General features: G+C 59.8%; 21 protein-coding genes. 11 read left to right on the plus strand and 10 right to left on the minus strand.

Annotated features, from left to right (window positions below):
- Window positions 1-301 precede the first annotated feature (301 nt).
- Together RHP74_RS08885 and RHP74_RS08890 are read right to left on the minus strand one after the other, a co-directional pair.
- The gene (locus tag RHP74_RS08885; protein ID WP_042932887.1) at window positions 302-763 is read right to left on the minus strand and encodes a MarR family winged helix-turn-helix transcriptional regulator; all 462 of its coding nucleotides are present in this window, start codon (window positions 761-763) and stop codon (window positions 302-304) included.
- A gap of 69 nt (window positions 764-832) precedes the next feature.
- Window positions 833-1,789 (minus strand): LysR family transcriptional regulator, encoded by a 957-nt coding sequence (locus RHP74_RS08890; protein WP_311098965.1) that lies wholly within the window; start codon window positions 1,787-1,789, stop codon window positions 833-835.
- A gap of 124 nt (window positions 1,790-1,913) precedes the next feature.
- On the opposite strand from RHP74_RS08890, the gene RHP74_RS08895 reads away from it, so the two are divergent.
- The gene (locus RHP74_RS08895) at window positions 1,914-2,648 is read left to right on the plus strand and encodes a sulfite exporter TauE/SafE family protein (RefSeq protein ID WP_042932884.1); all 735 of its coding nucleotides are present in this window, start codon (window positions 1,914-1,916) and stop codon (window positions 2,646-2,648) included.
- Here RHP74_RS08895 and RHP74_RS08900 read toward each other — a convergent pair.
- Window positions 2,638-3,492 (minus strand): LysR substrate-binding domain-containing protein, encoded by an 855-nt coding sequence (locus RHP74_RS08900; RefSeq protein WP_010461304.1) that lies wholly within the window; start codon window positions 3,490-3,492, stop codon window positions 2,638-2,640. The two genes, RHP74_RS08895 and RHP74_RS08900, sit on opposite strands and share 11 nt — an antisense overlap.
- 96 nt (window positions 3,493-3,588) lie before the next feature.
- On the opposite strand from RHP74_RS08900, the gene RHP74_RS08905 reads away from it, so the two are divergent.
- Together RHP74_RS08905 and RHP74_RS08910 are read left to right on the plus strand one after the other, a co-directional pair.
- The gene (locus RHP74_RS08905; RefSeq protein ID WP_010461302.1) at window positions 3,589-3,804 is read left to right on the plus strand and encodes a DUF1127 domain-containing protein; all 216 of its coding nucleotides are present in this window, start codon (window positions 3,589-3,591) and stop codon (window positions 3,802-3,804) included.
- A 64-nt stretch (window positions 3,805-3,868) separates the two neighbouring features.
- On the plus strand, window positions 3,869-5,098 hold the full coding sequence (locus tag RHP74_RS08910; protein ID WP_311098969.1) for a winged helix-turn-helix domain-containing protein: 1,230 nt from the start codon (window positions 3,869-3,871) through the stop codon (window positions 5,096-5,098).
- Window positions 5,099-5,188: 90 nt separating this feature from the next.
- Here RHP74_RS08910 and RHP74_RS08915 read toward each other — a convergent pair whose 3' ends face one another.
- Window positions 5,189-6,535 (minus strand): class II 3-deoxy-7-phosphoheptulonate synthase, encoded by a 1,347-nt coding sequence (locus RHP74_RS08915; protein ID WP_010461297.1) that lies wholly within the window; start codon window positions 6,533-6,535, stop codon window positions 5,189-5,191.
- 149 nt (window positions 6,536-6,684) lie between these two features.
- On the opposite strand from RHP74_RS08915, the gene RHP74_RS08920 reads away from it, so the two are divergent.
- Window positions 6,685-7,440 carry a spermidine synthase gene (locus RHP74_RS08920; RefSeq protein ID WP_010461296.1) on the plus strand — a complete coding sequence of 252 codons (756 nt, stop codon included), beginning with the start codon at window positions 6,685-6,687 and terminating at the stop codon, window positions 7,438-7,440.
- 138 nt (window positions 7,441-7,578) lie between these two features.
- Here the strand turns inward: RHP74_RS08920 and RHP74_RS08925 are convergent, their stop codons facing one another.
- Window positions 7,579-8,370 (minus strand): crotonase/enoyl-CoA hydratase family protein, encoded by a 792-nt coding sequence (locus tag RHP74_RS08925; protein ID WP_311098971.1) that lies wholly within the window; start codon window positions 8,368-8,370, stop codon window positions 7,579-7,581.
- A gap of 434 nt (window positions 8,371-8,804) precedes the next feature.
- On the opposite strand from RHP74_RS08925, the gene RHP74_RS08930 reads away from it, so the two are divergent.
- On the plus strand, window positions 8,805-10,478 hold the full coding sequence (locus RHP74_RS08930; RefSeq protein WP_008146183.1) for a DEAD/DEAH box helicase: 1,674 nt from the start codon (window positions 8,805-8,807) through the stop codon (window positions 10,476-10,478).
- A 187-nt stretch (window positions 10,479-10,665) separates the two neighbouring features.
- On the opposite strand, the gene RHP74_RS08935 is transcribed toward RHP74_RS08930, so the two are convergent.
- On the minus strand, window positions 10,666-11,433 hold the full coding sequence (locus RHP74_RS08935) for a class III extradiol ring-cleavage dioxygenase (RefSeq protein WP_010461290.1): 768 nt from the start codon (window positions 11,431-11,433) through the stop codon (window positions 10,666-10,668).
- 103 nt (window positions 11,434-11,536) lie between these two features.
- Here RHP74_RS08935 and RHP74_RS08940 point away from each other — a divergent pair, with 103 nt between their 5' ends.
- Window positions 11,537-12,193 carry a thiopurine S-methyltransferase gene (locus tag RHP74_RS08940; RefSeq protein ID WP_102593946.1) on the plus strand — a complete coding sequence of 219 codons (657 nt, stop codon included), beginning with the start codon at window positions 11,537-11,539 and terminating at the stop codon, window positions 12,191-12,193.
- Window positions 12,194-12,327: 134 nt separating this feature from the next.
- Here the strand turns inward: RHP74_RS08940 and htpX are convergent, their stop codons facing one another.
- Both htpX and RHP74_RS08950 read right to left on the minus strand, forming a co-directional pair.
- Complete coding sequence (gene htpX, locus RHP74_RS08945) at window positions 12,328-13,215, minus strand: protease HtpX (RefSeq protein ID WP_010461286.1); 888 nt, start codon at window positions 13,213-13,215, stop codon at window positions 12,328-12,330.
- Window positions 13,216-13,531: 316 nt separating this feature from the next.
- Window positions 13,532-14,743, minus strand: a complete 1,212-nt coding sequence (locus tag RHP74_RS08950; protein ID WP_010461284.1) for a pyridoxal phosphate-dependent aminotransferase — start codon at window positions 14,741-14,743, stop codon at window positions 13,532-13,534.
- A gap of 226 nt (window positions 14,744-14,969) precedes the next feature.
- Here RHP74_RS08950 and msrB point away from each other — a divergent pair, with 226 nt between their 5' ends.
- From msrB to RHP74_RS08965, 3 genes are all read left to right on the plus strand, one after another.
- A complete protein-coding gene (msrB, locus tag RHP74_RS08955) occupies window positions 14,970-15,365 on the plus strand; it encodes a peptide-methionine (R)-S-oxide reductase MsrB (protein ID WP_010461282.1) in 396 nt (131 codons plus the stop codon).
- A gap of 198 nt (window positions 15,366-15,563) precedes the next feature.
- Window positions 15,564-16,049, plus strand: coding sequence for a glutathione peroxidase (locus tag RHP74_RS08960; protein ID WP_010461280.1), 486 nt, complete (start codon window positions 15,564-15,566; stop codon window positions 16,047-16,049).
- Complete coding sequence (locus tag RHP74_RS08965; protein WP_010461278.1) at window positions 16,046-16,507, plus strand: MarR family winged helix-turn-helix transcriptional regulator; 462 nt, start codon at window positions 16,046-16,048, stop codon at window positions 16,505-16,507. The genes RHP74_RS08960 and RHP74_RS08965 overlap by 4 nt, the downstream gene beginning before the upstream one ends.
- Here RHP74_RS08965 and RHP74_RS08970 read toward each other — a convergent pair.
- Window positions 16,491-18,812 carry a response regulator gene (locus RHP74_RS08970; RefSeq protein ID WP_077747913.1) on the minus strand — a complete coding sequence of 774 codons (2,322 nt, stop codon included), beginning with the start codon at window positions 18,810-18,812 and terminating at the stop codon, window positions 16,491-16,493. The genes RHP74_RS08965 and RHP74_RS08970 overlap by 17 nt on opposite strands.
- Before the next feature lie 168 nt (window positions 18,813-18,980).
- On the opposite strand from RHP74_RS08970, the gene RHP74_RS08975 reads away from it, so the two are divergent.
- Both RHP74_RS08975 and RHP74_RS08980 read left to right on the plus strand, forming a co-directional pair.
- A complete protein-coding gene (locus RHP74_RS08975; protein ID WP_010461274.1) occupies window positions 18,981-19,871 on the plus strand; it encodes an ATP-binding protein in 891 nt (296 codons plus the stop codon).
- On the plus strand, window positions 19,868-20,350 hold the full coding sequence (locus tag RHP74_RS08980; RefSeq protein WP_077747912.1) for a GAF domain-containing protein: 483 nt from the start codon (window positions 19,868-19,870) through the stop codon (window positions 20,348-20,350). The genes RHP74_RS08975 and RHP74_RS08980 overlap by 4 nt, the downstream gene beginning before the upstream one ends.
- On the opposite strand, the gene RHP74_RS08985 is transcribed toward RHP74_RS08980, so the two are convergent.
- The gene (locus tag RHP74_RS08985) at window positions 20,351-23,299 is read right to left on the minus strand and encodes an HD domain-containing phosphohydrolase (protein ID WP_311098978.1); all 2,949 of its coding nucleotides are present in this window, start codon (window positions 23,297-23,299) and stop codon (window positions 20,351-20,353) included. It lies immediately after the preceding gene.
- Between the last annotated feature and the right edge of the window lie 5 nt (window positions 23,300-23,304).

Raw genomic sequence — 23,304 nt, forward strand, 5'->3', positions numbered from 1 at the left:
CGCGCTAAGTAAGTGCGAGATGAATGTATAGCGCTAATAGTTAGCGCGCAAGATATTTTTTTGAAAAAGTTTTGGTTTGGAGGAGTGCGCGGGTTGGAGGTGTTGAGTTAGAGCGGTCGCGGCAGGATTTTTTAGCGGAAGATTTTTTCGAAGGAGGCAACCCGATCAACTGGAACACCACAAAACAAATGTGGGAGTGAGCCTGCTCGCGATGACGGAGTGTCAGTCAGTATCAATGCTCAATGACACACTGCAATCGCGAGCAGGCTCGCTCCCACAGGGATTTGGGGGGATTGAGGGATTAAAGGCTGTCTTGCAGATTGCTACGCAGCTCTTGCAGCTCCGCTTGCAGTTTTTGCAATCTCTCAAGCGTCATTCCGCTTGCCCCGAGGATGCACTGGGGAATGCTGCGTGCCTTGTCGCGCAACGCACGGCCCTGCTCGGTCAGCTCGACGATCACCACCCGTTCATCCTCTCGGCTGCGGGTGCGACTGAGCAATCCTTCGACCTCCAGGCGTTTGAGCAAGGGGGTCAGTGAGCCGGGGTCTGTCAGCAGTCGCGTGCTGATTTCGCCTACGGTCAGCCCGTCCCGCTCCCACAACACCATCATCGCCAGATACTGCGGATAGGTCAGCCCCAGCGCTTGCAACAGCGGCTTGTAGACCTTGGTCATCAGCAGCGAGGTGGAATGCAGGGCGAAACAAGCCTGATTATCCAGCAGCAGCGGGTCGCAGTTATCCGGGGTGGTGCGTTCGGTGGTCATTTCAAAGCCTTGATCAGTGATCGTCATGAATCTAGCGGGCGAATCTTTAATGCACCAGACAATTCTAGACTAATGCCGGTCCAGGGTGTTTTGCAGTGCCAGGTCCCACGGCGGAATCGGGCTGAAGCGGGTTTTCAGATACTCCAGCAACAAGCGGCTTCGGGAGTTGGGTTGTTGCTCAAGACGTAATGCATAGATGCCGGTGGTCTCCGATGGAGGCAAGCCGTTTTCACAAAACAGCGGCAGCAACTCGCCACGCAAAAGGTACTCGCTGGCCAGCCAGGTCGGCAAATGCGCGATGCCCAGCCCCGCCAACGCCCCACAGACCAGTGCTTCGGCATTGTTGGCACTCATGCGGATGCGCGCTGGGCGATGCAGGTGCAGGTGCCCGTCGCGCTCAAAGCGCCAGGCAAAGGGTGGGGCCAGGCCGTCCCAGTCGAGGCCGTCATGTTCGATCAACTGCGCCGGTTCGGTCGGGACGCCGCGGCGTTTCAGGTATTGCGGGCTGGCACAGGCAATGCGCACCATACTTGCCAGCGGCGTGGCCACCAGACGGGTGTCGGCCATTTGCCCTGCGCGCAGCATCAGATCCACCTTCCCCAGGTTCAGCCCCTGCATGTCGACAAAACTGTCGATCAGATGCAATTGCACATCGAGGCCCGGATAGAGCATCAGGAAGTCGGCAATCACCGGCGCCAAGTGCCGTCGGCCGAACGCCGCTGGCGCATCGATGCGGATCAAGCCCTCCGGCGCACTGCTCAGGGATACGGCTTCGGCGCGGGCCAGGCGCAGTTCCGCCACAATCCGTCGCGCCCGTTCGGCGAACGCCAGGCCAGCAGGAGTAGCACGCACCGCGTGGGTGCTGCGAATGAACAACTGGCTGCCGACTGCGTTTTCCAGGCTGTCGATACGTCGCGCTACCGCCGAAGGCGTCAGCGGATGTCGCCGGGACGCTGCGGAAAAGCTCCCGGTTTCCAGCACATCAAGGAACAGGCCGAGTTGATCGGTCAATTGATTCGGGTTCATGGTGTATCAGCGCTTGTGCGAAGTTGGCACAGCCATTGTGCGTTGCTGTGCGTTTCCCCGCCAGCGCCGACTGCGTAGGATGAATGGCCTGATAAAAGGAAAATCGCCTGTGATTGAGTTTGTGATGTATCTGGTCTTCGGCGCCGCCCTGGGAACTCTCGGTGGGCTATTCGGCATTGGCGGTGGTTTGATCGCGATTCCGCTACTAGGCGTGCTGTTCGGTCTCGATCAGCAAATTGCCCAGGGCACGGCGTTGGTCATGGTGGTGCCCAACGTGATGCTGGCGTTGTGGCGCTATCACCAGCGTAACCGCATCGAAATGCGCCATGCACTGCCATTGGCCGCAATGGGCTTTTGCTTCGCCTGGATCGGGTCGATCTGGGCGGTAGGCATTGACGCGCAAACCATGCGCGTGGGGTTTGTTGCGTTTCTGATTGCCCTGTCGACCTACAACCTGGTGCGCATGTTCACCGCCAACGCACCGGCCTCTGCACAAATGCGTTATTCCTGGCCATGGTTGGGCGTACTGGGCGCGGCATCCGGCACCATGGGCGGGTTGTTCGGGGTTGGCGGTGCGGTGGTGGCGACGCCGGTGCTGACCAGCCTGTTCGGCACCTCTCAGGTGGTGGCCCAAGGATTGTCGCTGGCCCTGGCTCTGCCCAGCACCGGCGTCACACTGGTGACTTACGCCGTGCATCACCAAGTGGACTGGATGATCGGGTTGCCGTTGGCTGTCGGCGGATTGATGAGCATCAGCTGGGGCGTGAAGATCGCCCACGCCATGCCGGAGCGGCTATTGCGCGGGTTGTTCTGCGGGTTCCTGGTGCTGTGCGCGGTGATGCTCGCGTTTAAAGTTTGAAGCCTTCGACGATGTGCTCGGCCAGGCACTCGGTGATCGGGGACGGGTTGTGCAGATTGCGCACCAGCATGATGCAGGCTTCCGGCAACAGCGGCAGGTCTTCGGCTTCTCCCAGGATGCGCATGTCCGGCGTGATCAGGCTTTCCAGTTGCGCAGTCACCGCGAGGCCCGCACTGACCACGGCCATTAACGCCGACAGGCTCGAACTGTTGTAGGCGATGCGGTAATCGCGCCCCATGGCATCCAGCGCATTACACGCCCACAGCCTGCAGAAACAATCACTGTTGAACATCGCCAGGGGCAATGGCGTCTGCTCGTGGGCGTTGAAGCATTGAGCTTCGGCCCAGACGAAACGCTCCTTGCGCAGCAACTGGCCGATTTCAGTACCGGGCTCGCGGGTGACGATGGACAAGTCCAGGTCCTGGCGTTGCAACAGTTGTTTGGTTGATTCGCAGTGGACCTCGATCTGGATCAGCGGGTAGAACTTGGCGAAACGCGACAGGATCCCCGGCAGGAAACGCATGACGTAATCGTCGGGCGTGCCGATGCGCACGGTGCCGACCATGTGCGGCTCGCGCAGGGTGTTGAAAACTTCGCTGTGGAGTTTGAGGATGCGCCGCGCGTAACCCAGCAATACCTGGCCCTCGGCAGTCAACTTGACCTGGCGTCCATCACGTTCGAACAGCTGGCGCTGCAACACGTCTTCTTCCAGACGCTTCATCTGCATGCTCACCGCTGACTGCGTGCGGTTGACCATTTCTCCGGCACGGGTAAAACCACCCTGGTCGGCAATGGCGACAAAGGTGCGTAGCACGTCAGTATCGATACTTGGGTACGCCGACATCCATCAATCTCCGAGATGGTTACCATCAGAAACATTCGTTGGATTGATCTTAGCGCTGAGGCGAGACTTGAGCCATCCCTAAAGGAGGGCAACAAGATGAAAGGTCATAACGAGCATGTAACGGAAGAAAAATTCTCAATCCACGCGGTATCCGATCTGCTGCACAAGTTTAGTCGCTGGTACGAACTTCACCGTGAACGTGAGCTGCTGGCAAGTTTGAGCGACGAAGCACTGAAGGACATTGGCGTGAGTCGTGCCGATGTCGAACATGAATCGGTCAGGCCGTTCTGGGATGATCCGATGCATAAATGATGAGGCCATCGCTACACAAACCCCTCTCTGGTGAGGTAGGTTGCGAGCAGACACGGAGGTATTCATGCCCGCAACGCTGTCCTTTTCCAACAAACAGGCTCGACGTCTGGCGCTGGCCGCCCAAGGGTTCAACGGGCGGCAACCGCCAGCGGCGATCAAACCGGTTCAGCTCAACCGGCTGATCGAACGGCTGGGCATTCTGCAGATCGATTCGGTCAATGCGTTGGTGCGCTCGCACTACCTTCCTTTGTTTTCCCGCCTCGGAAATTACTCCCCCGATTTGCTCGATCAGGCTGCCTGGAGTCAGGGCCGACGTCGCACGTTATTCGAGTATTGGGGTCATGAAGCTTCGTTGCTGCCTATGTCGATGTACCCCTTGATGCGCTGGCGCATGCAGCGTGCAACACGTGGCGAAGACATCTACCAGCAACTGGCGCGTTTCGGTCGCGAGCAGCAGGACACGATTCGCCGAGTGCTGGCCTCGGTGCAGGCACTTGGCGCTCTGGGGGCTGGAAGTCTGTCGACCCGTCAGGAACGGGCCGGGCCATGGTGGGACTGGAGCGCTGAAAAACATGCGCTGGAATGGCTGTTCGCCGCTGGTGAAGTCACGGTCGCCGGTCGCCGCGGATTCGAGCGGTTGTATGATTTGCCGGAGCGGGTGATTCCTTCAGCGGTTCTGCAACAGCCTTTGCTCAGTGAGGCCGAGGCCCAGCGCGGGCTGTTGCTGCATGCGGCGACGGCATTAGGTGTCGGCACGGAAAAGGACCTGCGCGATTATTTTCGCCTGAATCCGGCAGACAGCCGGCCGCGTCTGGCTGAACTGATAGAGACGGGTGAATTACTGGCCTGCGAGGTTCAAGGCTGGCGTCAACCGGCCTACTGCTTGCCCGAGCCGAAAGTGCCGCGCAAGGTCGAGTCCAGTGCCTTGCTATCACCTTTTGACTCGTTGATCTGGGAGCGCAGCCGCACCGAGCGGTTGTTCGATTTCCGTTATCGACTGGAGATTTACACGCCCCAGGACAAACGGGTCTACGGCTATTACGTACTGCCGTTTTTGCACAATGAGCGGATTGCCGCGCGGGTTGATCTGCGTGCCGAACGAGCGTTGGGCCGGCTGGCGGTGCATGCCGTGCATGAAGAGGAGCCAGGGCTGGACGAGGCAGGGATGTTGGCGTTGGCGGGCAATCTGCGGCAAATGGCGGATTGGCTGGGGCTTGAGCAGGTTCAGCTCAATTGCCCGCGGGCGAGTGCGGCGCGCTTGCGGGTGGCGTTGGCACAGATTCAGGGTGGCTGAGCGGGCACCTTCGCGGGCAAGCCTCGCTCCTACTGATTCAACGCAATCCTGTAGGCGCGAGGCCGTTGCCCGCGAATGGCGCGACGCGATTCAGCGCCGAACTTGCTTCAGCGTCTCGGCAATCAGGAACGCCAATTCCAGCGACTGATCGGCATTCATCCGCGGATCGCAATGGGTGTGGTAACGGTCCGACAACCCGTCTTCAGTGATTGGCCGGGCACCACCAATGCACTCGGTCACGTTCTGCCCGGTCATCTCGATGTGGATACCGCCGGCGTAACTGCCTTCCGCTTCATGAACCTGGAAAAATTGCTTCACCTCACCGAGGATCTGCGCAAAGTCGCGGGTCTTGTAACCGCTGCTGGCCTTGATGGTGTTGCCGTGCATCGGGTCCGAGCTCCAGAGCACCTGCTTGCCTTCACGCTGCACCGCGCGGATCAACGCCGGCAAGTGATCGCCAACCTTGTTCGCGCCCATGCGTGCGATCAAATTCAAGCGGCCTGGGTCGTTGTCCGGGTTCAGCACGTCGATCAGGCGAATCAGGTCTTCGGGGTTCATGCTCGGGCCGACCTTTACCCCGATCGGATTATTCACGCCACGCAGGAATTCGACGTGGGCGCCGTCGAGTTGACGGGTGCGGTCACCGATCCACAGCATGTGCGCTGAGCAATCGTAGTAATCGTTGGTCAGGCTGTCGCGGCGCACGAAGGCTTCTTCGTAATTCAGCAGCAGCGCTTCGTGGGCCGTGAAGAAACTGGTTTCGCGCAGTTGTGGCGAACTGTCCATGCCGCAAGCGCGCATGAAGGCCAGGGTTTCATCGATGCGATCGGCCAAGTGGCTGTATTTTTCAGCCAGCGCCGAGTTGGCGATGAAGTCCAGGTTCCATTTGTGCACCTGATGCAGGTCGGCAAAACCGCCTTGGGCGAAAGCGCGCAGCAGGTTCAGGGTCGCGGTGGACTGGTGGTAGGACTGGAGCAAGCGCTCCGGGTCCGGTACGCGGCTTTTTTCATCGAAACCGATGCCGTTGACGATGTCGCCACGGTAGGCGGGGAGGGTTACACCGTCGATGGTTTCATCGTTGGCCGAGCGAGGCTTGGCGAACTGGCCGGCCATGCGCCCGACCTTGACCACCGGGCAACCCGCGGCGAAGGTCATGACAATCGCCATCTGCAGCAGGACTTTAAAGGTGTCGCGAATTTTTGCGGCCGAGAACTCGGCGAAGCTTTCGGCGCAGTCGCCCCCTTGCAACAGAAACGCGCGGCCCTGGGTGACTTCAGCGAACTGACGGCGCAACTCCCGGGCTTCACCGGCAAACACCAGCGGCGGGTAGCTGGCCAGGGTCTGCTCGACTTGACGCAAATGCGCGGCGTCGGGGTAAAGGGGTTGTTGCTGGATCGGCAGGGCACGCCAGCTGTCAGGGCTCCAGGGTTGGCTCATCACGGTCTCGGTTGTTTTACGCTCGGACGTTCATGTTATCAGCAAATTAGTGCGTGACCTGTTCCGGTTGCTTCGCGGACAATCGCGCCTTTGCCGCTTCATGTTGCGGATTATCGCGTTGCCGGGCCAGGCGACGATCAGGAGACGAAATGACTGAGGAGCGCGTCGAGCATTTGCTCGCCGAGGTACAGGATGAGTTCGGCGTGATTCGCGTGCTGGAGGTGGCCGATTACCGATTTCTCGAGTTCGGTGATGCCATCGAGCAGAGCTGCGTGTTCACGGCTGACCCGAGCTGGCTCGAGTACGATTACACCCGGGCGATGCTGATTGGCGCGCTGTGCCACGAACAGCCGGAAAGCGCGCTGTTTCTTGGCCTCGGCGCCGGCACGCTGACCCAGGCGTGCCTCAAGTTTCTGCCCCTTGAAGATGTCGAAGCCATCGAATTGCGCCCCGACGTACCGCGTCTGGCCATCGAATACCTGGGGCTCGATGATGATCCGCGTTTGTACATCCGCGTCGGCGATGCGCTGGAGTTGCTCGATACCGCTGAACCGGCGGACTTGATCTTCGTCGACCTTTATACCGATGTCGGTCCCGGTGTCGGGCATCTGGCCTGGAGCTTCCTGGAAAACTGTCAGAAACGCTTGAATCCGGGCGGTTGGCTGGTGATCAATCAATGGGCCACCGACGACGGCAAACCCTTGGGTGCTGCATTGTTGCGCGGGCTCTATCACCGGCATTACTGGGAGCTGCCGGTGAAGGAGGGCAATGTGATTCTGATCGTGCCTTCGGAGCTGGATCAGGAACTGGACATGAATGGACTGCTTGCCCGGGCCGAAGGGCTGGCGCCGCGGTTGGGGTATTCGTTGCAGTCGTTGATCAAGGCGATTCGCCCGGCGACTTGATGCAATGAGGCCTTGTGGCGAGGGAGCTTGCTCCCGCTTGAGTGCGCAGCACTCACAAGATTTGCATTGATTGCGAAGATTTTGGGGCCGCTTCGCAGCCCAGCGGGAGCAAGCCCCCTCGCCACAAAAGCAAATCTGTCAGCAGCCCTTGAAGATGCCCGGCCGCTTTTCGATCATCGACCGCACACCTTCCCGGGCATCCTCACTCGCCAGCAACTTCTTCACCAGCGGCGGCAATGCCTGCGCCGCCGCAGTTTCCCCTTCGTATCGCGCCTGCCGGGCAGACATCAACGTCGCCTGAACCCCCAACGGCGCCTGACGGGCGATCCGCTCAGCCAATTCAATGGCCCGTGGCAGCAGATCCTCGCTGGCCATGACTTCCTGCACCAACCCCAGGTGCAACGCTTCATGCGCATCAAATTCATCGCCAGTCAGCAGCCAGCGCATGGCATTGCCCCAGCCGGCGACTTGATGCAGGCGCAACGTGGCACCGCCGAAGGGGAAGATCCCGCGCTGCACTTCCTTCTGGGCAAAACGGGTGTTGCTGGCGCAGAGGTTGATGTCGGCGGCCAGCATCAGCTCGATGCCAATGGTCAGGCAGTAGCCTTGCGCGGCGACAATCACCGGTTTGCTCACCCGGGGCCCGGCAAACACGCCCCACGGATCGCAACCGCCGGGCGGTGCCTGCCAGCCTTCGGCCAGGGCCGCACTGGCATTGATCAGGTCGAGCCCGGCGGTGAAATGCTCGCCATGAGCGAACACCACCGCCACCCGCGCTTCGCTGTCGGCCTCGAACTCGCCGTAAGCCAGGCTCAGTGCGTTGAGCAGATCGAGGTCGAAGGCATTGCGCTTGGCCACCCGATCCAGGCCGATCATCAGGACATGGCCGTGTTTTTCACGGGTGACACGACTGGGGTCGGGCTGATTCATGGAGCATTTCCTCGGGCGGGAAGGGTGTGCCAGGCCGCGGGTCAAAACCGCTGGTCTGCGTCACAAGGATGAACCGTTTTAGCGCCATCGCCAGCAGGGCCGGGCCTTTGAAAAATAGACCGTTGCACGATTATCTGCAAAGCGTGTGACATAACGGTGTATACGTCAGTTTTCCGACAAATAATGCTCCCTTTTTGGGCGATTTCCGGTATAGTGCGCGCCGGCCTTTAACCGGGCCGCGTTTAGGTAGCGCAATTTCCCGAAGTCAGCTTCGGCTGCACGTCCGCACAGCGGACTCTCCCTTGACGAATCTTTTTCATTCATTCGTTTTCGCAAATCCCCGCCGACAAAGCAGCCAGGGCGACTCTTGAGTCTTACACGGCATGCGCAGCTTTGGAGCATGGGTCTTTGCGGATGCACTTAGAGGCAGACCCATGACCCAGGAAACCGGCGGCTTCGCCGCTTTTAATCTTAATCCGAACATTCTTGCAGCCGTCATCGCGACTGGCTACGAAGAGCCTTCGGCTATTCAGCAGCAATCGATCCCGATCATCATGGCCGGTCACGACATGATTGGTCAGGCGCAAACCGGTACGGGTAAAACCGCCGCGTTCGCCCTGCCGATCCTGCACCGCATCGATCCTGCAAAGCGCGAGCCGCAAGCCCTGATCCTGGCGCCAACCCGTGAGTTGGCGCTGCAAGTAGCAACCGCTTTCGAAACCTACGCCAAGCAAATGCCGGGCGTTACCGTTGTGGCCGTTTACGGCGGCGCCCCGATGGGCCCACAACTGAAAGCAATCCGTAATGGCGCACAGATCGTTGTCGCCACACCGGGCCGTCTGTGCGACCACCTGCGTCGTGACGAAAAAGTCCTGTCGACCGTGAACCACCTGGTTCTGGACGAAGCGGACGAAATGCTCAAACTGGGTTTCATGGACGACCTCGAAGTTATCTTCAAGGCTCTGCCGCCAACCCGTCAGACCGTGTTGTTCTCGGCCACCCTGCCGCAGTCGATCCGTGCCATTGCCGAACGCCATCTGCGCGATCCGCAACACGTGAAGATCCAGACCAAGACTCAGACCGTTACCGCGATCGAACAGGCTCACCTGTTGGTTCACGCTGACCAGAAGACCTCGGCTGTATTGAGCCTGCTGGAAGTGGAAGACTTCGACGCCCTGATCATGTTCGTGCGCACCAAGCAAGCGACCCTGGACCTGGCCAGTGCCCTGGAAGCCAAAGGCTACAAAGCCGCTGCGCTGAACGGTGACATTGCTCAGAACCAACGTGAGCGCGTGATCGAATCCCTCAAGGATGGCCGTCTGGACATCGTTGTGGCGACCGACGTTGCTGCTCGTGGCCTGGACGTTCCGCGCATCACTCACGTTTTCAACGTTGACATGCCGTACGATCCAGAGTCCTACGTTCACCGTATCGGCCGTACTGGCCGTGCCGGTCGCGAAGGTCGTGCACTGTTGCTGGTGACTCCGCGTGAGCGCCGCATGCTGCAAGTGATCGAGCGTGTAACCGGTCAGAAAGTTGCCGAAGTCCGCCTGCCGGATGCTCAGGCCGTTCTCGATGCCCGCATCAAGAAACTGACCAACAGCCTGTCGCCACTGGTAGCTGATGCTGAATCGACCCACGGTGATCTGCTGGATCGCCTGACTGCCGACATCGGTTGCACCCCGCGTGCACTGGCCGCTGCTCTGCTGCGCAAGGCAACCAACGCTCAGGCGCTGACCCTGGCCGCGATCGAGAAAGAACGTCCACTGGTGCCGAACAACGCACCGCGTGGCGATCGTCCAGAGCGCACCGGTGATCGTCCGGACCGTGGTGATCGTGAGCGTCGTGCTCCGGTTCCATTGGCCGAAGGTCGTGCTCGTTGCCGTACCGCGCTGGGTGCGCGCGATGGCATCGCTGCCAAGAACCTGCTGGGCGCTATCCTCAACGAGGGTGGCCTGGCTCGCGAAGCAATCGGTCGCATCCAGGTGCGTGACAGCTTCAGCCTCGTCGAGCTGCCGGAAGATGGTCTGGAGCGTCTGCTGACCAAGCTGAAGGACACTCGCGTTGCCGGTAAGCAGTTGAAGCTGCGTCGCTATCGCGAAGATTGATCCGCTCTCGGGCTGATTGATCGAACATAAAAAATCCCCGACTGGTTCGGGGATTTTTTTTGGCCTGCTGTTTGTGCCTGGACTGGGCATCGAGTTGCCCCAATCGCGAGCAGGCTCGCTCCCACATTGGATTGTGATCCCCTGTAGGAGCGAGCCCGATCGCGAAGGGGACGCCTCGGTCTACCTGTCAGTCAAAACGGTAGATGTCCATCCCCAGCGCACCCATGGTGAACCCTTGATGGGCAACGCTGAACTCACCCCCAGCCCCGCGAGCAAAGTACAACGGCAGCAAATGCTCATCGCTGGGATGATTGCGCACTGCGTTTGGCGCCTGCTGACGATAATCGTGCAGTGCGGCTTCATCGTTGGCGGCGAGTTTTTCAATCATCCAGTCACGGAACGTCCGGGCCCACGGTTCGACACTTTCCGGGCCGGCGTGCCAGTCCAGTTCACGCAGGTTATGGGTGATGCTGCCGGAGCCGATCAACAACACGCCGTGCTCGCGCAGGCTGGCCAAGGCATGGCCGACCCGGGTTTGCAGGGCAGGGCCGCCACGGGTGGGCAGCGAGACTTGCACCACCGGGATGTCGGCCTGCGGATACATCAACGACAAAGGCACCCAGACGCCGTGGTCGAAGGGGCGTTTGGTATCGATCCGTGCCGGCAGGTTGTCGGCCTGCAGTAACTCGACCACCTCGCCAGCCAGTTGAGGATTACCGGGTGCCGGGTATTGCACTTCGAACAGTGCTTTCGGGAAGCCGCCGAAATCGTGCCAGGTTTCAGGCCGGGGATTGCCACTGACCAGCAAGTCGTTACTTTCCCAGTGTGCAGAGACGATCACGATGGCTTTCGGTTTCGGCATTTCGGCGGCCAGGCGAGCGAGGGCGGGCCCGCTGGCACCCGGTTCCAGTGCCAACATGGGCGAGCCATGGGATATGTACAGGCTGGGGAACATGAAAGAGCTCCTGAGGGGTAAGATGGCAGCATCTTCAGTCAGATCATTGATCTAAATCTAATATAAGTTTTAGGGTCTATTGATCGAATTTTCGGGATTAATTATGCAGCCGGAGTTTTGGCACAAGCGGTGGACGTCGAATCAGATCGGCTTTCACCTGCCGGAAGTGAATCCATATCTGCAACGTTACTGGCCGCAGCTGGGCCTGGAGGAGGGCGCGCGCGTCCTGGTGCCGCTATGTGGGAAAAGCCTGGATCTGCTGTGGCTGGCGAAATGCGGTCACGAGGTGTTGGGCATCGAATTGTCGGAAAAGGCGGTGGAAGACTTCTTCCACGAGCATCAATTTGATCCGGACGTCAGCGACCAGGGGCCTTTCACGGTCTATCGGGCGGGTTCAATCGAGGTCTGGTGCGGCGACTTCTTCGCGTTGACGGCCGGCGATGTCGCCGATTGCAGCGCTCTGTACGACCGCGCGGCATTGATCGCGTTGCCGCCGACGATGCGTGAGCAATACGCCGAGCATTTGAAGCGGATTCTGCCGAAGGATTCGCTCGGGCTTTTGATTACTCTGGATTACGACCAGGCACAGAAGGAAGGCCCACCGTTTGCCGTGCCCGATGACGAAGTGCAACGGTTGTTCGGGGCAACCTGGGAGCTGAAGATTCTGGAAGACCAGGACGTATTGGGCGAGAGCTGGAAGTTTATCGAAAGTGGCGTTACTCGGCTTGAAGAGCGGGTTTATCGGGTTTCCATCCGATAGATTTGTAGTGGCTTCACTGGACCATCGCAAGCTTGCTCGCGATGGGGCCCGAATGAACACCGCAAAAATCAGCAGACAAAAAAAGGCCCGCATTCACTGCGGGCCTTTTCTTTTAAGGCGTAGTGCGAGAGCTATCAGCCCCGACGACGCAACGCGTCAATACGCTCTTCCAGCGGCGGGTGGCTCATGAACATACGAGCGAACCCTTGTTTGATGCCGCCGTTGATGCCAAAGGCATTCAGCGTATCCGGCATGTGCACCGGCAGGCCCTGTTCGGCACGAAGGCGTTGCAAGGCACCAATCATTGCGCTGGTACCGGCCAGACGTGCACCGGCTTCGTCGGCACGGAACTCACGTTTGCGCGAGAACCACATGACGATGGAGCTGGCCAGAATGCCCAGGACCAGTTCGGCGAAGATCGTCGCTATGTAGTAGGCGATGCCCTGGCCTTCTTCGTTCTTGAAGATCACCTTGTCGACAAAGTTGCCGATGATCCGGGCGAAGAACATCACAAAGGTGTTCACCACGCCCTGGATCAACGCCAGGGTGACCATGTCGCCATTGGCTACGTGGCCGATCTCGTGGGCCAGGACGGCCTTCACTTCATCCGGCGAAAAACGTTCGAGTAGACCCTGGCTGACCGCCACCAGTGCGTCGTTCTTGTTCCAGCCCGTGGCGAACGCGTTGGCCTCGTAGGCGGGGAAAATCCCGACTTCGGGCATCTTGATCCCGGCTTCGCGGGACAGTTGCTCGACGGTTTGCAGCAGCCATTGCTCGTGACGTGTGCGCGGCTGGCTGATGATTTGGGTGCTGGTGCTCATCTTCGCCATCCACTTGGAGATGAACAGCGAGAACAGGGAACCGGCGAAACCAAAGACCGCACAGAAAATCAGCAGCTGATTGAGGTTGAGATCAACCCCGTTGGCCGCCATGAACCCGTTGAAGCCGAAAAGGCTCAGGGTGATGCTGGCAATCAGCACGACCGCCAGGTTAGTGGCCAAAAACAGCAGGATGCGCATCATGGTTGTAGAAATCTCCTCATGCTAAAGATGTAGCGTACTGCGGGGTATATAAGGTGCTGCACCGGGCTATTCAACCGAGTGACTATTTCAAACTGTGTCCTACAGCAACAGTCTAGCTGCTTGCAGGGCAATTCCGACGGCGATGCGGGAGGTGTTTGACAGCCAATTCGCCTCTCAGGCCCCGTCGTTGTTAGACGCGGGCCCAAAACGTGGCTTCAGTAAGTGACAGGAGCAGTGATGGCTGACAGGGGGCAAAGATATGTTGCTGAATTAATCACCGTGCGACCGATGCACGTGTCGCACGGTGAAGTTCAGTTCACTGGCGGTAGGATTTGAGGAAGTTACCGATCCGGCCAATGGCCATGTCCAGTTCGTCCACCCGTGGCAAGGTCACGACACGGAAGTGATCCGGCCAAGGCCAGTTGAAGGCCGTGCCTTGCACCACCAGCAGTTTTTCGGAGAGCAGCAGGTCGAGCACGAACTTCTCGTCATTGTGGATCGGGCAGACTTTCGGATCGATCCGCGGGAACGCATACAACGCCCCCATTGGCTTCACGCAACTCACGCCCGGAATATCGTTAAGCAGTTCCCAGGTGCGATTGCGCTGTTCCAGCAAGCGACCGTGCGGCAACACCAGGTCATTGATGCTCTGGTAACCGCCGAGAGCGGTCTGGATTGCATGCTGACTCGGCACGTTGGCACACAGGCGCATGTTGGCCAGCATGTCGATGCCTTCGATGTAGCTCTGGGCGTGGTGTTTCGGACCGGAAATGGCGATCCAGCCGGAACGGAAACCGGCCACGCGATACGACTTGGACAGACCGTTGAAGGTCAGGCACAGCAGGTCCGGCGCCAGGGAGGCGGTGCAGATGTGCACGGCATCGTCGTACAGGATCTTGTCGTAGATCTCGTCGGAGAACACCACCAGATTGTGCTGGCGTGCCAGTTCCAGCATGCCCAGCAGCACTTCTTTCGAATACACGGCGCCGGTCGGGTTGTTCGGGTTGATGATCACCAGGGCCTTGGTGTTCGGGGTGATCTTGGCCTTGATGTCGGCCAGGTCCGGCCACCAGTTGGCCTGCTCGTCGCACAGGTAATGCACCGGGTTGCCGCCGGACAGGCTCACGGCAGCCGTCCACAGCGGATAGTCAGGCGCTGGCACCAGCACTTCGTCGCCATTGTTCAGCAATGCCTGCAACGACATCACGATCAGCTCGGAAACGCCGTTGCCCAGGTAGATGTCTTCAATGCCGACACCTTCCACCTGCTTTTGCTGGTAGTACTGCATGACAGCCTTGCGCGCGCTGAACAGGCCTTTGGAGTCGCTGTAACCCTGAGCGGTCGGCAGGTTGCGGATCACGTCCTGGAGGATTTCGTCCGGCGCTTCGAAACCAAAGGGCGCCGGGTTGCCGATGTTCAGCTTGAGGATGCGATGACCTTCCTCTTCCAGGCGTTTGGCGTGCTTGAGCACTGGGCCGCGAATGTCGTAGCAGACGTTGGCGAGCTTGTTCGATTTGCTGACCTGCATGGCGATGTGTTCCCGAAAATGAACGATCCAGGCGGCGTATGAACTACCGTACTGGGAATCCTGCGTATTCACACAGGCCTGACGCCTTGAGATGCAGCACCCATAAATCCGTTTGAATGCGCGTGGTCTGGCTGCCAGACTGGCGTTTGACGAGGCGCAATCATACGTGCCGCCCGATCCGTGGAAAAGGTACAGATCGGGCTTTTTCAGCTGCTGAGGTGTGACGATGGAAAAGTTGGATAAAACCCTGGAGGAATGGAAGGCGATGCTCGATCCAGAGCAGTACAACGTTTGCCGTCTGAAGGGCACCGAACGGCCGTTCTCCGGCAAATACAACGACACCAAAACTGACGGTGTCTATCACTGCATCTGCTGCAACGAGCCGCTGTTCGACTCCAAAACCAAATTCGACTCCGGCTGCGGCTGGCCGAGCTTCTACGCGCCGATCGGCGACAGCGCCATGGTCGAGATCCGTGATGTCAGCCACGGCATGATCCGCACTGAAGTGGTTTGCGCCAAATGCGACGCGCACCTGGGGCACGTGTTCCCGGATGGCCCGCCGCCGACCGGTCTGCGTTATTGCATCAATTCGGTGTGCCTGGACCTGGTACCGCGCGAGTAATGCGAGCCATGTAGGAGCGAATCTTGCTCGCGAAGGCGTCTCAACATTCAGCACAGTTGGTGACTGACCCGACGCCTTCGCGAGCAGGCTTAGCCCCTACAGATATCCGAAGATATCCGGCGCCCCGCACATTTAAATTGCACACAATTCAATTGCTCGCTATGTTCATGGCTTGTTCCGTCAATTCGAGCCAAACCCATGAGCGACAACCTGCTGACCATCCCGGTGACCACCATCAAAGGTGATCAGAAAACCCTGGCCGATTTCGCCGGCAAAGCCGTCCTGGTGGTCAACACCGCCAGCAAGTGCGGTTTTACCCCGCAATACAAAGGCCTCGAAGAATTGTGGCAGACCTACAAGGATCAAGGCCTGGTGGTGCTCGGCTTTCCCTGCAATCAGTTCGGCAAGCAGGAACCGGGTAACGAAGGGGCGATTTCCGAGTTCTGCGAGTTGAACTTCGGTGTCACCTTCCCGCTGTTCAAGAAGATTGACGTCAATGGTGCCGGTGCTCATCCGCTGTTTGTGCAATTGAAGAAACGTGCACCGGGCGTGCTCGGCTCCCAGGGCATCAAATGGAACTTCACCAAGTTCCTGATCGGCAAGGACGGCCAGTTGGTCAAGCGCTTCGCTCCGGCAACCAAGCCGCAGGACCTGAGTCGCGAGATCGAAGCCCTGCTCAAATGAACACCCTGTCCGTCGATTCGCTGAAGCTCGACAGCCAGCTCTGCTTCAAGCTGTATGCGGCTTCTCGGGCGGTGATCCGCGCCTACAAGCCGATGCTCGATCAACTGGGCCTGACCTATCCGCAATACCTGGCGATGCTGGTGTTGTGGGAATGGCAGGAAACGGCGCCGGAGCAGCCGACGGTCAAGGCGCTGGGCGAACGCCTGGCGCTGGATTCCGGCACCCTGACGCCGTTGCTCAAGCGCCTTGAGCAACTGCAACTGGTGCAGCGCCAGCGTTCGGCGCGCGATGAGCGAGAAGTGCACCTCAGTCTTTCGCCGACCGGCAAGGCTTTGCGTGATCAGGTCGGGCCGCTCAAGGCCCGGTTGCTGTGCGACAGCGGCGTCGATCTGGATCGCCTGCATGATCTGCGCGACGGTCTCGATCACCTGCTGGGGCAAATCAAAGCGCTGTCGTAGTCGGTATCCACAGGTCGAGCAACGCGGCCAGTTCTTCTCGGCGAAAGGGCTTGGCCAGGTAATCGCTCATGCCCGCCACACGGCAGCGTTCGCGTTCCTCGGACATGGCGTTGGCAGTCAAGGCCACGATGGGCAGTTGTGGCCAGCGCCCGCTGCGACGGATTTGTCGGCTGGCTTCATAGCCATCCATCACCGGCATGTTGCAGTCCATCAGCACCAGGTCGAATTCGCTGTGCTCAAGCTGATCCAGGGCTTCGGCACCGTGAGCGGCGACGATCACCTCGCAACCGAGTTTGCCGAGCATGCCCTTGGCCACCAATTGATTGACCGGGTTGTCCTCGACCAGCAGGACACGTCCGCGTCGTTGGGGGGTAAGGTTTTCGACCCTGGCACCGTTGATCAGGTTGCTTTCGGGCAGCAGCACCCGGCGCAATGTCTGGTAAAGCGCATTGCGCGCCAAAGGACGAGCCTGCTGTTGCAGGGGCGCCAGGGCGTTGGCTTCTTCACTGGGCATGAAGCTGCCATAGGCGGTCACCAGCAAGATAGGCGCGTCGAGGGTCGGGCGCAGGCCAAACAGGCATTCGGGGCAGTCGGTGATCAGCACGTCCGGGTCGAGGCCGATGAACGAGTCATCGATGGACCGTTGCTGATAGTCGAGCCCCCAGCCGGGCAACAGGTTTTTCAGCAGTTCCGCCAGGCCGCTGTTGGCCGCGGTGACGGCAATGACCTTGCCCGGTAACGGCTGTGGGGCGATGGCCCGGGTGTGGCAGGGCAACGGCAGGTCGGCGCAGAACTGGCTGCCGAAACCCGCTTCCGAGCTGATGGTCAGCCGCCCCTGCATCGCTTCGCAGAGGTTATAGGTCAGCGCCAGGCCCAGCCCGGTGCCGCCAAATTGGCGGGTTATGCCGGCGCCGGCCTGCGTGAAAGGCTGGAAGATTTTGACCTGAGCATCCTGGGCAATCCCGATACCGGTGTCGCAGACTTCGATTCTGACGCCATCTTCAAAGGTTGAAAGGCGCACATCCACCCGACCGAAACGGGTGAACTTGAGGGCGTTGGACAACAGGTTGCTGACGATCTGCCGGACGCGGGTCGGATCCCCCAGCACCAACGCCGGAAAGTGCGGATCGATCAGGCAGGTCAACTCGACGCTGGGCGCGGCGTTCTGCGACAGCAGATTGGCGGTGTCTTCGATCAGCGACCCGAGGTCGAACGGAATGTGTTCGAGTTCGAGCTGGCCGGCATCGAATTTCGACAGGTCGAGAATATCGTTGAGCAGTTCCACCAGCACTTTGCCCGAGTCATGGGCAATGGACAGCTGTTGCTGTTGTTCGGCAGTGAGCGGTCCGTCCAGCGAGAGCGCGATCATGCCCAGCAGGCCGTTGAGCGGTGTGCGGATTTCATGGCTCATATTGGCGAGAAACACCGAACGTGCTTCGGCCATATCGAGGGCGGTGCTTCGTGCGACTTCCAGCTCCTGGTTCGATTGACTGAGCCGGGCATTGATCGCCTTGAGCTCCGCGGTGCGGGCCGAGACGATGTTTTCCAGTTGCCCGAGGTAGTCGGTCAGGCGGTTTTCGGCGTTGCGCCGCTGCTGGATTTCGGTGGCGATGTTTTCGAACTGCTGGTTGGCCACTTTGACCAGCACACCGATTTCATCGTTTTTATGTCCGCTCGGGTATTCCAGCCAGGTCGGTTCCGCGCTACGCGGATCGCGCCCGCTGAGTTCGCGGATGACCCGCACCAGCGGCTTCGTCAGCATCACGTAGAACAGCGCCAACAGGATGCCGGTCAGGATCAGGCTGCGAGCGAAGCCGTTGAGCAGCGTCACCTCGGCCCGGCGCAGGAAACGGCTGCCGAAGGCGTAGGTATCGACTTCCAGTCGCAAGGTGCCGAGTGATTCGTTCGGCAAGTGATCGAGGTAGAGGCGGTCTTCAAACTGGCGGTTGGCGCCGAACAGGAAGTCGCTGATCATCCGATAATTGCTTTGCAGGGTCGGGCGTTTGACGCTGGCCAGGACGGTGCCGTTGTTGTCAGTCAATTGCGCACCGATGATCGCCGGCGAGCGCAACAGGCCCATGGTCAGTTCCTGGGAGAGTTCGGCGTCGATGTTGTAGGCGATGCGGGACGCGGGGTTATGGCTGATTTCCAGTAAAGACAGTATTTCACGGTTGATGGAGGCGTCTTCGCTGGCATAATCGATGCCTATTTGCAGCAGACTGAGCAGCGTGCCCAGAATGAAACCGACAAGCACGGTTAGCCTGGCTTGCTTGTATGACAGCCGGTGGGTGAATTTGATATCCATGGGGTGTTGAACCACTTCCGTTTCCCTTCGCTGCTCAAGCATAGTCGATCATGCATGGATACCGATGTTCTCGCGAGCCCTTGTGCAACAAGGGATGAACCGGGTGCCGAATGCTTCGTTGCGTCGCTGCAATGCCATCATCACTGTGAACGTGCCCGAGGAGAAGACGTGGATTCCCGATTGAATGCTTTTCTTGAACGCGCCGATGCTGTCCTGGCCCGTATCGAACCGCTCTTGCCTGCTCCTCGGCAAGCCATCGACTGGACGCAATGCCTGGCCGCGCGCTGGCAACGCGAGGGCCGCAGCGGGTTTCTGCTGCCGCTGCATGTCAGCCTCGACACGCGGTTGTCCGACTTGATCGGTGTCGACCGCCAAGTGGAGCAACTGGGGCGAAATACCCAGCAGTTCCTCGACGGCATGCCCGCCAACCACGCACTGCTCTGGGGTTCGCGCGGCACTGGCAAATCGTCGCTGGTTCGCGCCTTGCTGGCCGAGCACGCCAAGGCCGGCCTGCGGTTGATCGAGATCGAGCGCGATCACCTGGCGGACCTGCCGCGCGTGGTCGAGCAGATCGCCAGGCTGCCTCAGCGTTTCGTGCTGTTCTGCGATGACCTGTCGTTTGAGTCGGGTGAAGGCGACTATCGCGTGCTCAAGAGCGTGCTCGACGGCTCGCTCGAACAGGCGCCGGATAACGTCTTGCTGTACGCCACCTCTAACCGTCGCCACCTGGTGCCGGAGAAGGAAAGCGATAACGAAAACTGGAAACGGGTCGATGGCGAACTGCATCCCAGCGAGGCGGTGGAAGACAAGATCGCGCTGTCGGACCGTTTTGGATTGTGGCTGTCGTTCTATCCGTTTACTCAAGAGCACTTCCTTGACGTCGTCGAGCACTGGATCGGGCAATTGGCCGGAAAATCCGGCCTTGAGTGGCAGCGTAACGAAGAGCTGGACATCCTCGCCGTGCGCTGGGCTACGGGCCGGGGCAACCGCAATGGACGCTGCGCGTATCAATTTGCCCGCTATTGGGTGGGGCTGAAGCTGTTGGAGCACAAAGCATGATCGATTTACAGAAGAGCGGCCAAGGCCTGGACGGTTACGGCATGTTATGGGCGCAGCTGGAGTCGCTACTGGCGGACGAGCGTGACTTTATCGCCAACGCCGCGCAGTTTTCGGCGTTCCTGTACAGCCAGCTCGACGACTTGAACTGGGCCGGTTTCTATCTCAATCGTAACGAGGAGCTAGTGCTTGGCCCGTTTCAGGGGCAGATCGCCTGTGTGCGGATTCCGTTCGGTCGCGGCGTGTGCGGGACGGCGGCGGCGACCTTGAAGACCCAGTTGGTCGAAGACGTTCACGCGTTCCCCGGGCACATCGCCTGCGACAGCGCCTCGAACAGCGAGCTGGTCGTGCCGCTGGTCAAGGACGGTCGCCTGATTGGCGTGCTGGACCTCGACAGCCCGAGTCTGGCGCGGTTTACAGCTGACGATCAGGCCGGTATCGAGCAACTGGCGGCGATTTTCCTGCGTCTGACCGATTGCTGATCACACCCTCAAGCCGGCCTTGAGCAACAGGCTTGACGGGTCGACCGCATCGATCTGCCTTGGATCGAGGAATCGGTCGGCGTATTGCAGATAGATGCCGGCGTTGATGAACAAGCCGAACAACTCCGGATCGATATGGGCGTCACGGCACATGGTGGCCATGATGCCCAGCGCTTCGCTCAAGGTTTTGGCCTTCTTGTAAGGGCGATCGGCGGCGGTCAGTGCCTCGAAAATATCGGCAATCGCCATCATCCGTGCCGGCAGACTCATTTCTTCGCGCTTCAACTGTTTGGGGTAACCGGTGCCGTCCATTTTCTCGTGGTGGCCGCCAGCGATTTCCGCGACGTTGTTGAGGTGGCCGGGGAAGGGCAAGTGGCTGAGCATCAGGATCGTCTGCACCATGTGGTGGTTGATGATGTAACGCTCCTCGCGGGTCAGCGTGCCTCGGGTGATGCTCAGGTTGTAGAGCTCGCCTCGGTTGTATTTGTAGCGCGGCACATCGAGCTTGAAACCCCAGGGATTGTCTTCCGGAATCAGTTCGCTTTCGGCGCGTTCGAACAGGTGCTCGGGCTTGTCCGCCAACAGCGGCTCGCTGACCGGCAAGGTCGGTGCCGGGGTTCGTGCCTGGCGGCGGTTTTCTTCCCAGGACACACCGATTCGATCGTCCAGGGTTCGGGTCCAGTTGCGCTGGGCAATGCTGCGCAGCCGTTGCAGATCGGCTTCGGCCATGGCCTCTGCGCCCAGATTGCAGCGGGCGACGAAGGCGAAATCATCATCCAGCCCCGCCAGGTTGGCATTGCGCAATTCGGCCAGGTGCTGCTCGTCACCGCCCAGGGCGACGGCTTGCCAATAATTGATCCAGGCATCGCGCTTGAGGACTTCGAAACGGGTGCGGATTTCATGGATGCGGTCGTTCAGGGTCTCAAGCTTGGTGGCTTTGTCGACCACGTATTCAGGCGTCGTGACCTTCCCGCAGTCGTGCAGCCAGGCCGCAATGTGCAGGGCTTCCCACTCATCTTCGGTGGGTTGGTAGTCGCTGAAGGCCGGGGCCTGACTGGCGGCCGCCGCCTGGGCGAGCATCAGGGTCAGCTCCGGCACTCGCTGGCAGTGGCCTCCGGTATAAGGGCTCTTGGCATCGATCGCGCCGGCCAGCAATTGAATGAAGGCGTCCAGCAGTTGTTTCTGTTTGGCTTGCAGGCGCTGGCTCTCAATGCTCACGGCCGCGGCGCCGGACACCGCCTGGAGAAACGCGATGCGGTCCGGGCGCAGTTTTTCCAGGTCGCTTTGTGTGCCGCTGTCGGTCAAAAGCAGGATCAGCAGGCCCACGGTTTCGTTGTGCCGATTGTGCAAGCGGATGCCGATCAGGTGCACCCGGGGGTATTCCAGCGCGAGCATCACCTTCTGCAAATCGCCCGCCTGTTCGAAACCCAGATTGGTCACGATATTGTCGGCGTTCGACAACTGCTGAAGCCACTGAGGACTCTGCGGATCCTGGAGTTCGTGTCCCTGAACTCCGAATGAGGGCAATGCTTGTGACGTGCCATTGATGACCAGGCCCTGGGGCTCCATGCGATCGCTGTCACGTTCGCGCAGGTAAATAAGACCGGCCTGGGCTTGCCCGATCTTCACGGTTTCAAACAGCACCCGCTGCAGCAACGGCGCAAAGCGGGTCTCCGCGCTCAAGCTATCGGTGATCTGGAAAAAACTGCCCAGAGTGTCCTTCATCCGCGCCATCGACACGCTCAGTTGGTCAATTTCAAGCACCGGCGAACTGTGGCCGATCGGAAAGTCGAAATTGAAACTGCGCACCGCATCGGCTTCCTGCACCAGCGTGCGCAGGGGCTTGACCAGGACTCTGGAGGTCAACCATCCCACGGGCAGGCACAGCAGCAATGTCGCCAGAGTAATCAGCGCGCCTTGCCAGCGCATGCGGTAGGCATCGGCGAGCAATTCGTCCTCCGGCACCAGCAACGCCAGTTGCAGTCCCTGGGGACCGCCCTCCGTCATGCTGCTGCGCGCCACGATCCATTGACGACCGGCGGCGTCCAGCCGATTGTTGGCAGGAGGATTGGAGAGCAGGGCGCCGAGGCCGGGGCTGAGGTCGGCAGCCTTGTTCAGGCGAGCGGTCTGGCCGTCGATGATCAGCTTGTCGCTGTCGGGGTAGGCGATGGCATTGCCCTGGGCATCGAACAGCACGATTTCGGTATGGGGCGTCACCACGTGTTTGGCCAGGGTGGCCGACAATTCGGCCAGGGTCAGGTCGGCCCCCATCACCGCGTTTTCACCACTGCGCCGGGCCAAGGTTGTGCCGACGTTGCGGGTGGAGAAAAAAACGTAGGGGTCAGTGGTGATCTGGTTCACGTCGCCGCGTGCGCTGGAGAACCAGGCACGAGTGCGGGGATCGAAGGTTTCGTCGGGGTTGTCCAGGCGGTTGATGAGCGTCAGGGATTGATCAAAAAACAGGGATTGGGAGCGGATCTGACCACTGCTGCCACTGTGCTCGATGCTCCAGACTTGAAACGCCGCTGAATCGGGGGCTTTCAGTTCAGTTCTCAGGGATGCCGTCCGCAAGGGGCGAACCATGAAAAAATCACCGTTGCCATAACCCAGGTACAACGATGCCAGGTTGGGGTTGTCGTTGAGCGACTGGCTGAACGGCTGGAGCAACGCCAGGCGTTGCTCCAGATCCGGAGCGCGGGTCGCCGGGTAGTCCGCCAGCAGGCTCAGCAGATGGCGAATCGGCTCGTAGGTGCCTTGCAGGTCCAGGCGAACATCCTGCTCGATGCGGTTGAAGAGCTTTTCACTGCTGGAAAGAATGATCTGCGTGGTTTGCCCGTAGTTGAAAATGCCCAGCACCGCACCGGTCAGCAATAACAGAAAGGTGAACATCACACTGATATGGATGTGCAGCGGAAACCGGCGTTGATCCGGGCGCAGTGGGCTGGGCATTGCGG

The organism is Pseudomonas sp. SG20052 (assembly GCF_031766055.1).
In the GTDB taxonomy this organism is placed as follows: Bacteria; Pseudomonadota; Gammaproteobacteria; order Pseudomonadales; family Pseudomonadaceae; genus Aquipseudomonas; species Aquipseudomonas mandelii.

Coding starts and splice junctions, on each gene's coding strand:
- RHP74_RS08885 (WP_042932887.1), bottom strand. CDS start 763: ATGACCACCGAACGCACCACCCCGGATAACTGCGACCCGCTGCTGCTG.
- RHP74_RS08890 (WP_311098965.1), bottom strand. CDS start 1,789: ATGAACCCGAATCAATTGACCGATCAACTCGGCCTGTTCCTTGATGTG.
- RHP74_RS08895 (WP_042932884.1), top strand. CDS start 1,914: ATGTATCTGGTCTTCGGCGCCGCCCTGGGAACTCTCGGTGGGCTATTC.
- RHP74_RS08900 (WP_010461304.1), bottom strand. CDS start 3,492: ATGTCGGCGTACCCAAGTATCGATACTGACGTGCTACGCACCTTTGTC.
- RHP74_RS08905 (WP_010461302.1), top strand. CDS start 3,589: ATGAAAGGTCATAACGAGCATGTAACGGAAGAAAAATTCTCAATCCAC.
- RHP74_RS08910 (WP_311098969.1), top strand. CDS start 3,869: ATGCCCGCAACGCTGTCCTTTTCCAACAAACAGGCTCGACGTCTGGCG.
- RHP74_RS08915 (WP_010461297.1), bottom strand. CDS start 6,535: ATGAGCCAACCCTGGAGCCCTGACAGCTGGCGTGCCCTGCCGATCCAG.
- RHP74_RS08920 (WP_010461296.1), top strand. CDS start 6,685: ATGACTGAGGAGCGCGTCGAGCATTTGCTCGCCGAGGTACAGGATGAG.
- RHP74_RS08925 (WP_311098971.1), bottom strand. CDS start 8,370: ATGAATCAGCCCGACCCCAGTCGTGTCACCCGTGAAAAACACGGCCAT.
- RHP74_RS08930 (WP_008146183.1), top strand. CDS start 8,805: ATGACCCAGGAAACCGGCGGCTTCGCCGCTTTTAATCTTAATCCGAAC.
- RHP74_RS08935 (WP_010461290.1), bottom strand. CDS start 11,433: ATGTTCCCCAGCCTGTACATATCCCATGGCTCGCCCATGTTGGCACTG.
- RHP74_RS08940 (WP_102593946.1), top strand. CDS start 11,537: ATGCAGCCGGAGTTTTGGCACAAGCGGTGGACGTCGAATCAGATCGGC.
- htpX (WP_010461286.1), bottom strand. CDS start 13,215: ATGATGCGCATCCTGCTGTTTTTGGCCACTAACCTGGCGGTCGTGCTG.
- RHP74_RS08950 (WP_010461284.1), bottom strand. CDS start 14,743: ATGCAGGTCAGCAAATCGAACAAGCTCGCCAACGTCTGCTACGACATT.
- msrB (WP_010461282.1), top strand. CDS start 14,970: ATGGAAAAGTTGGATAAAACCCTGGAGGAATGGAAGGCGATGCTCGAT.
- RHP74_RS08960 (WP_010461280.1), top strand. CDS start 15,564: ATGAGCGACAACCTGCTGACCATCCCGGTGACCACCATCAAAGGTGAT.
- RHP74_RS08965 (WP_010461278.1), top strand. CDS start 16,046: ATGAACACCCTGTCCGTCGATTCGCTGAAGCTCGACAGCCAGCTCTGC.
- RHP74_RS08970 (WP_077747913.1), bottom strand. CDS start 18,812: ATGGATATCAAATTCACCCACCGGCTGTCATACAAGCAAGCCAGGCTA.
- RHP74_RS08980 (WP_077747912.1), top strand. CDS start 19,868: ATGATCGATTTACAGAAGAGCGGCCAAGGCCTGGACGGTTACGGCATG.
- RHP74_RS08985 (WP_311098978.1), bottom strand. CDS start 23,299: ATGCCCAGCCCACTGCGCCCGGATCAACGCCGGTTTCCGCTGCACATC.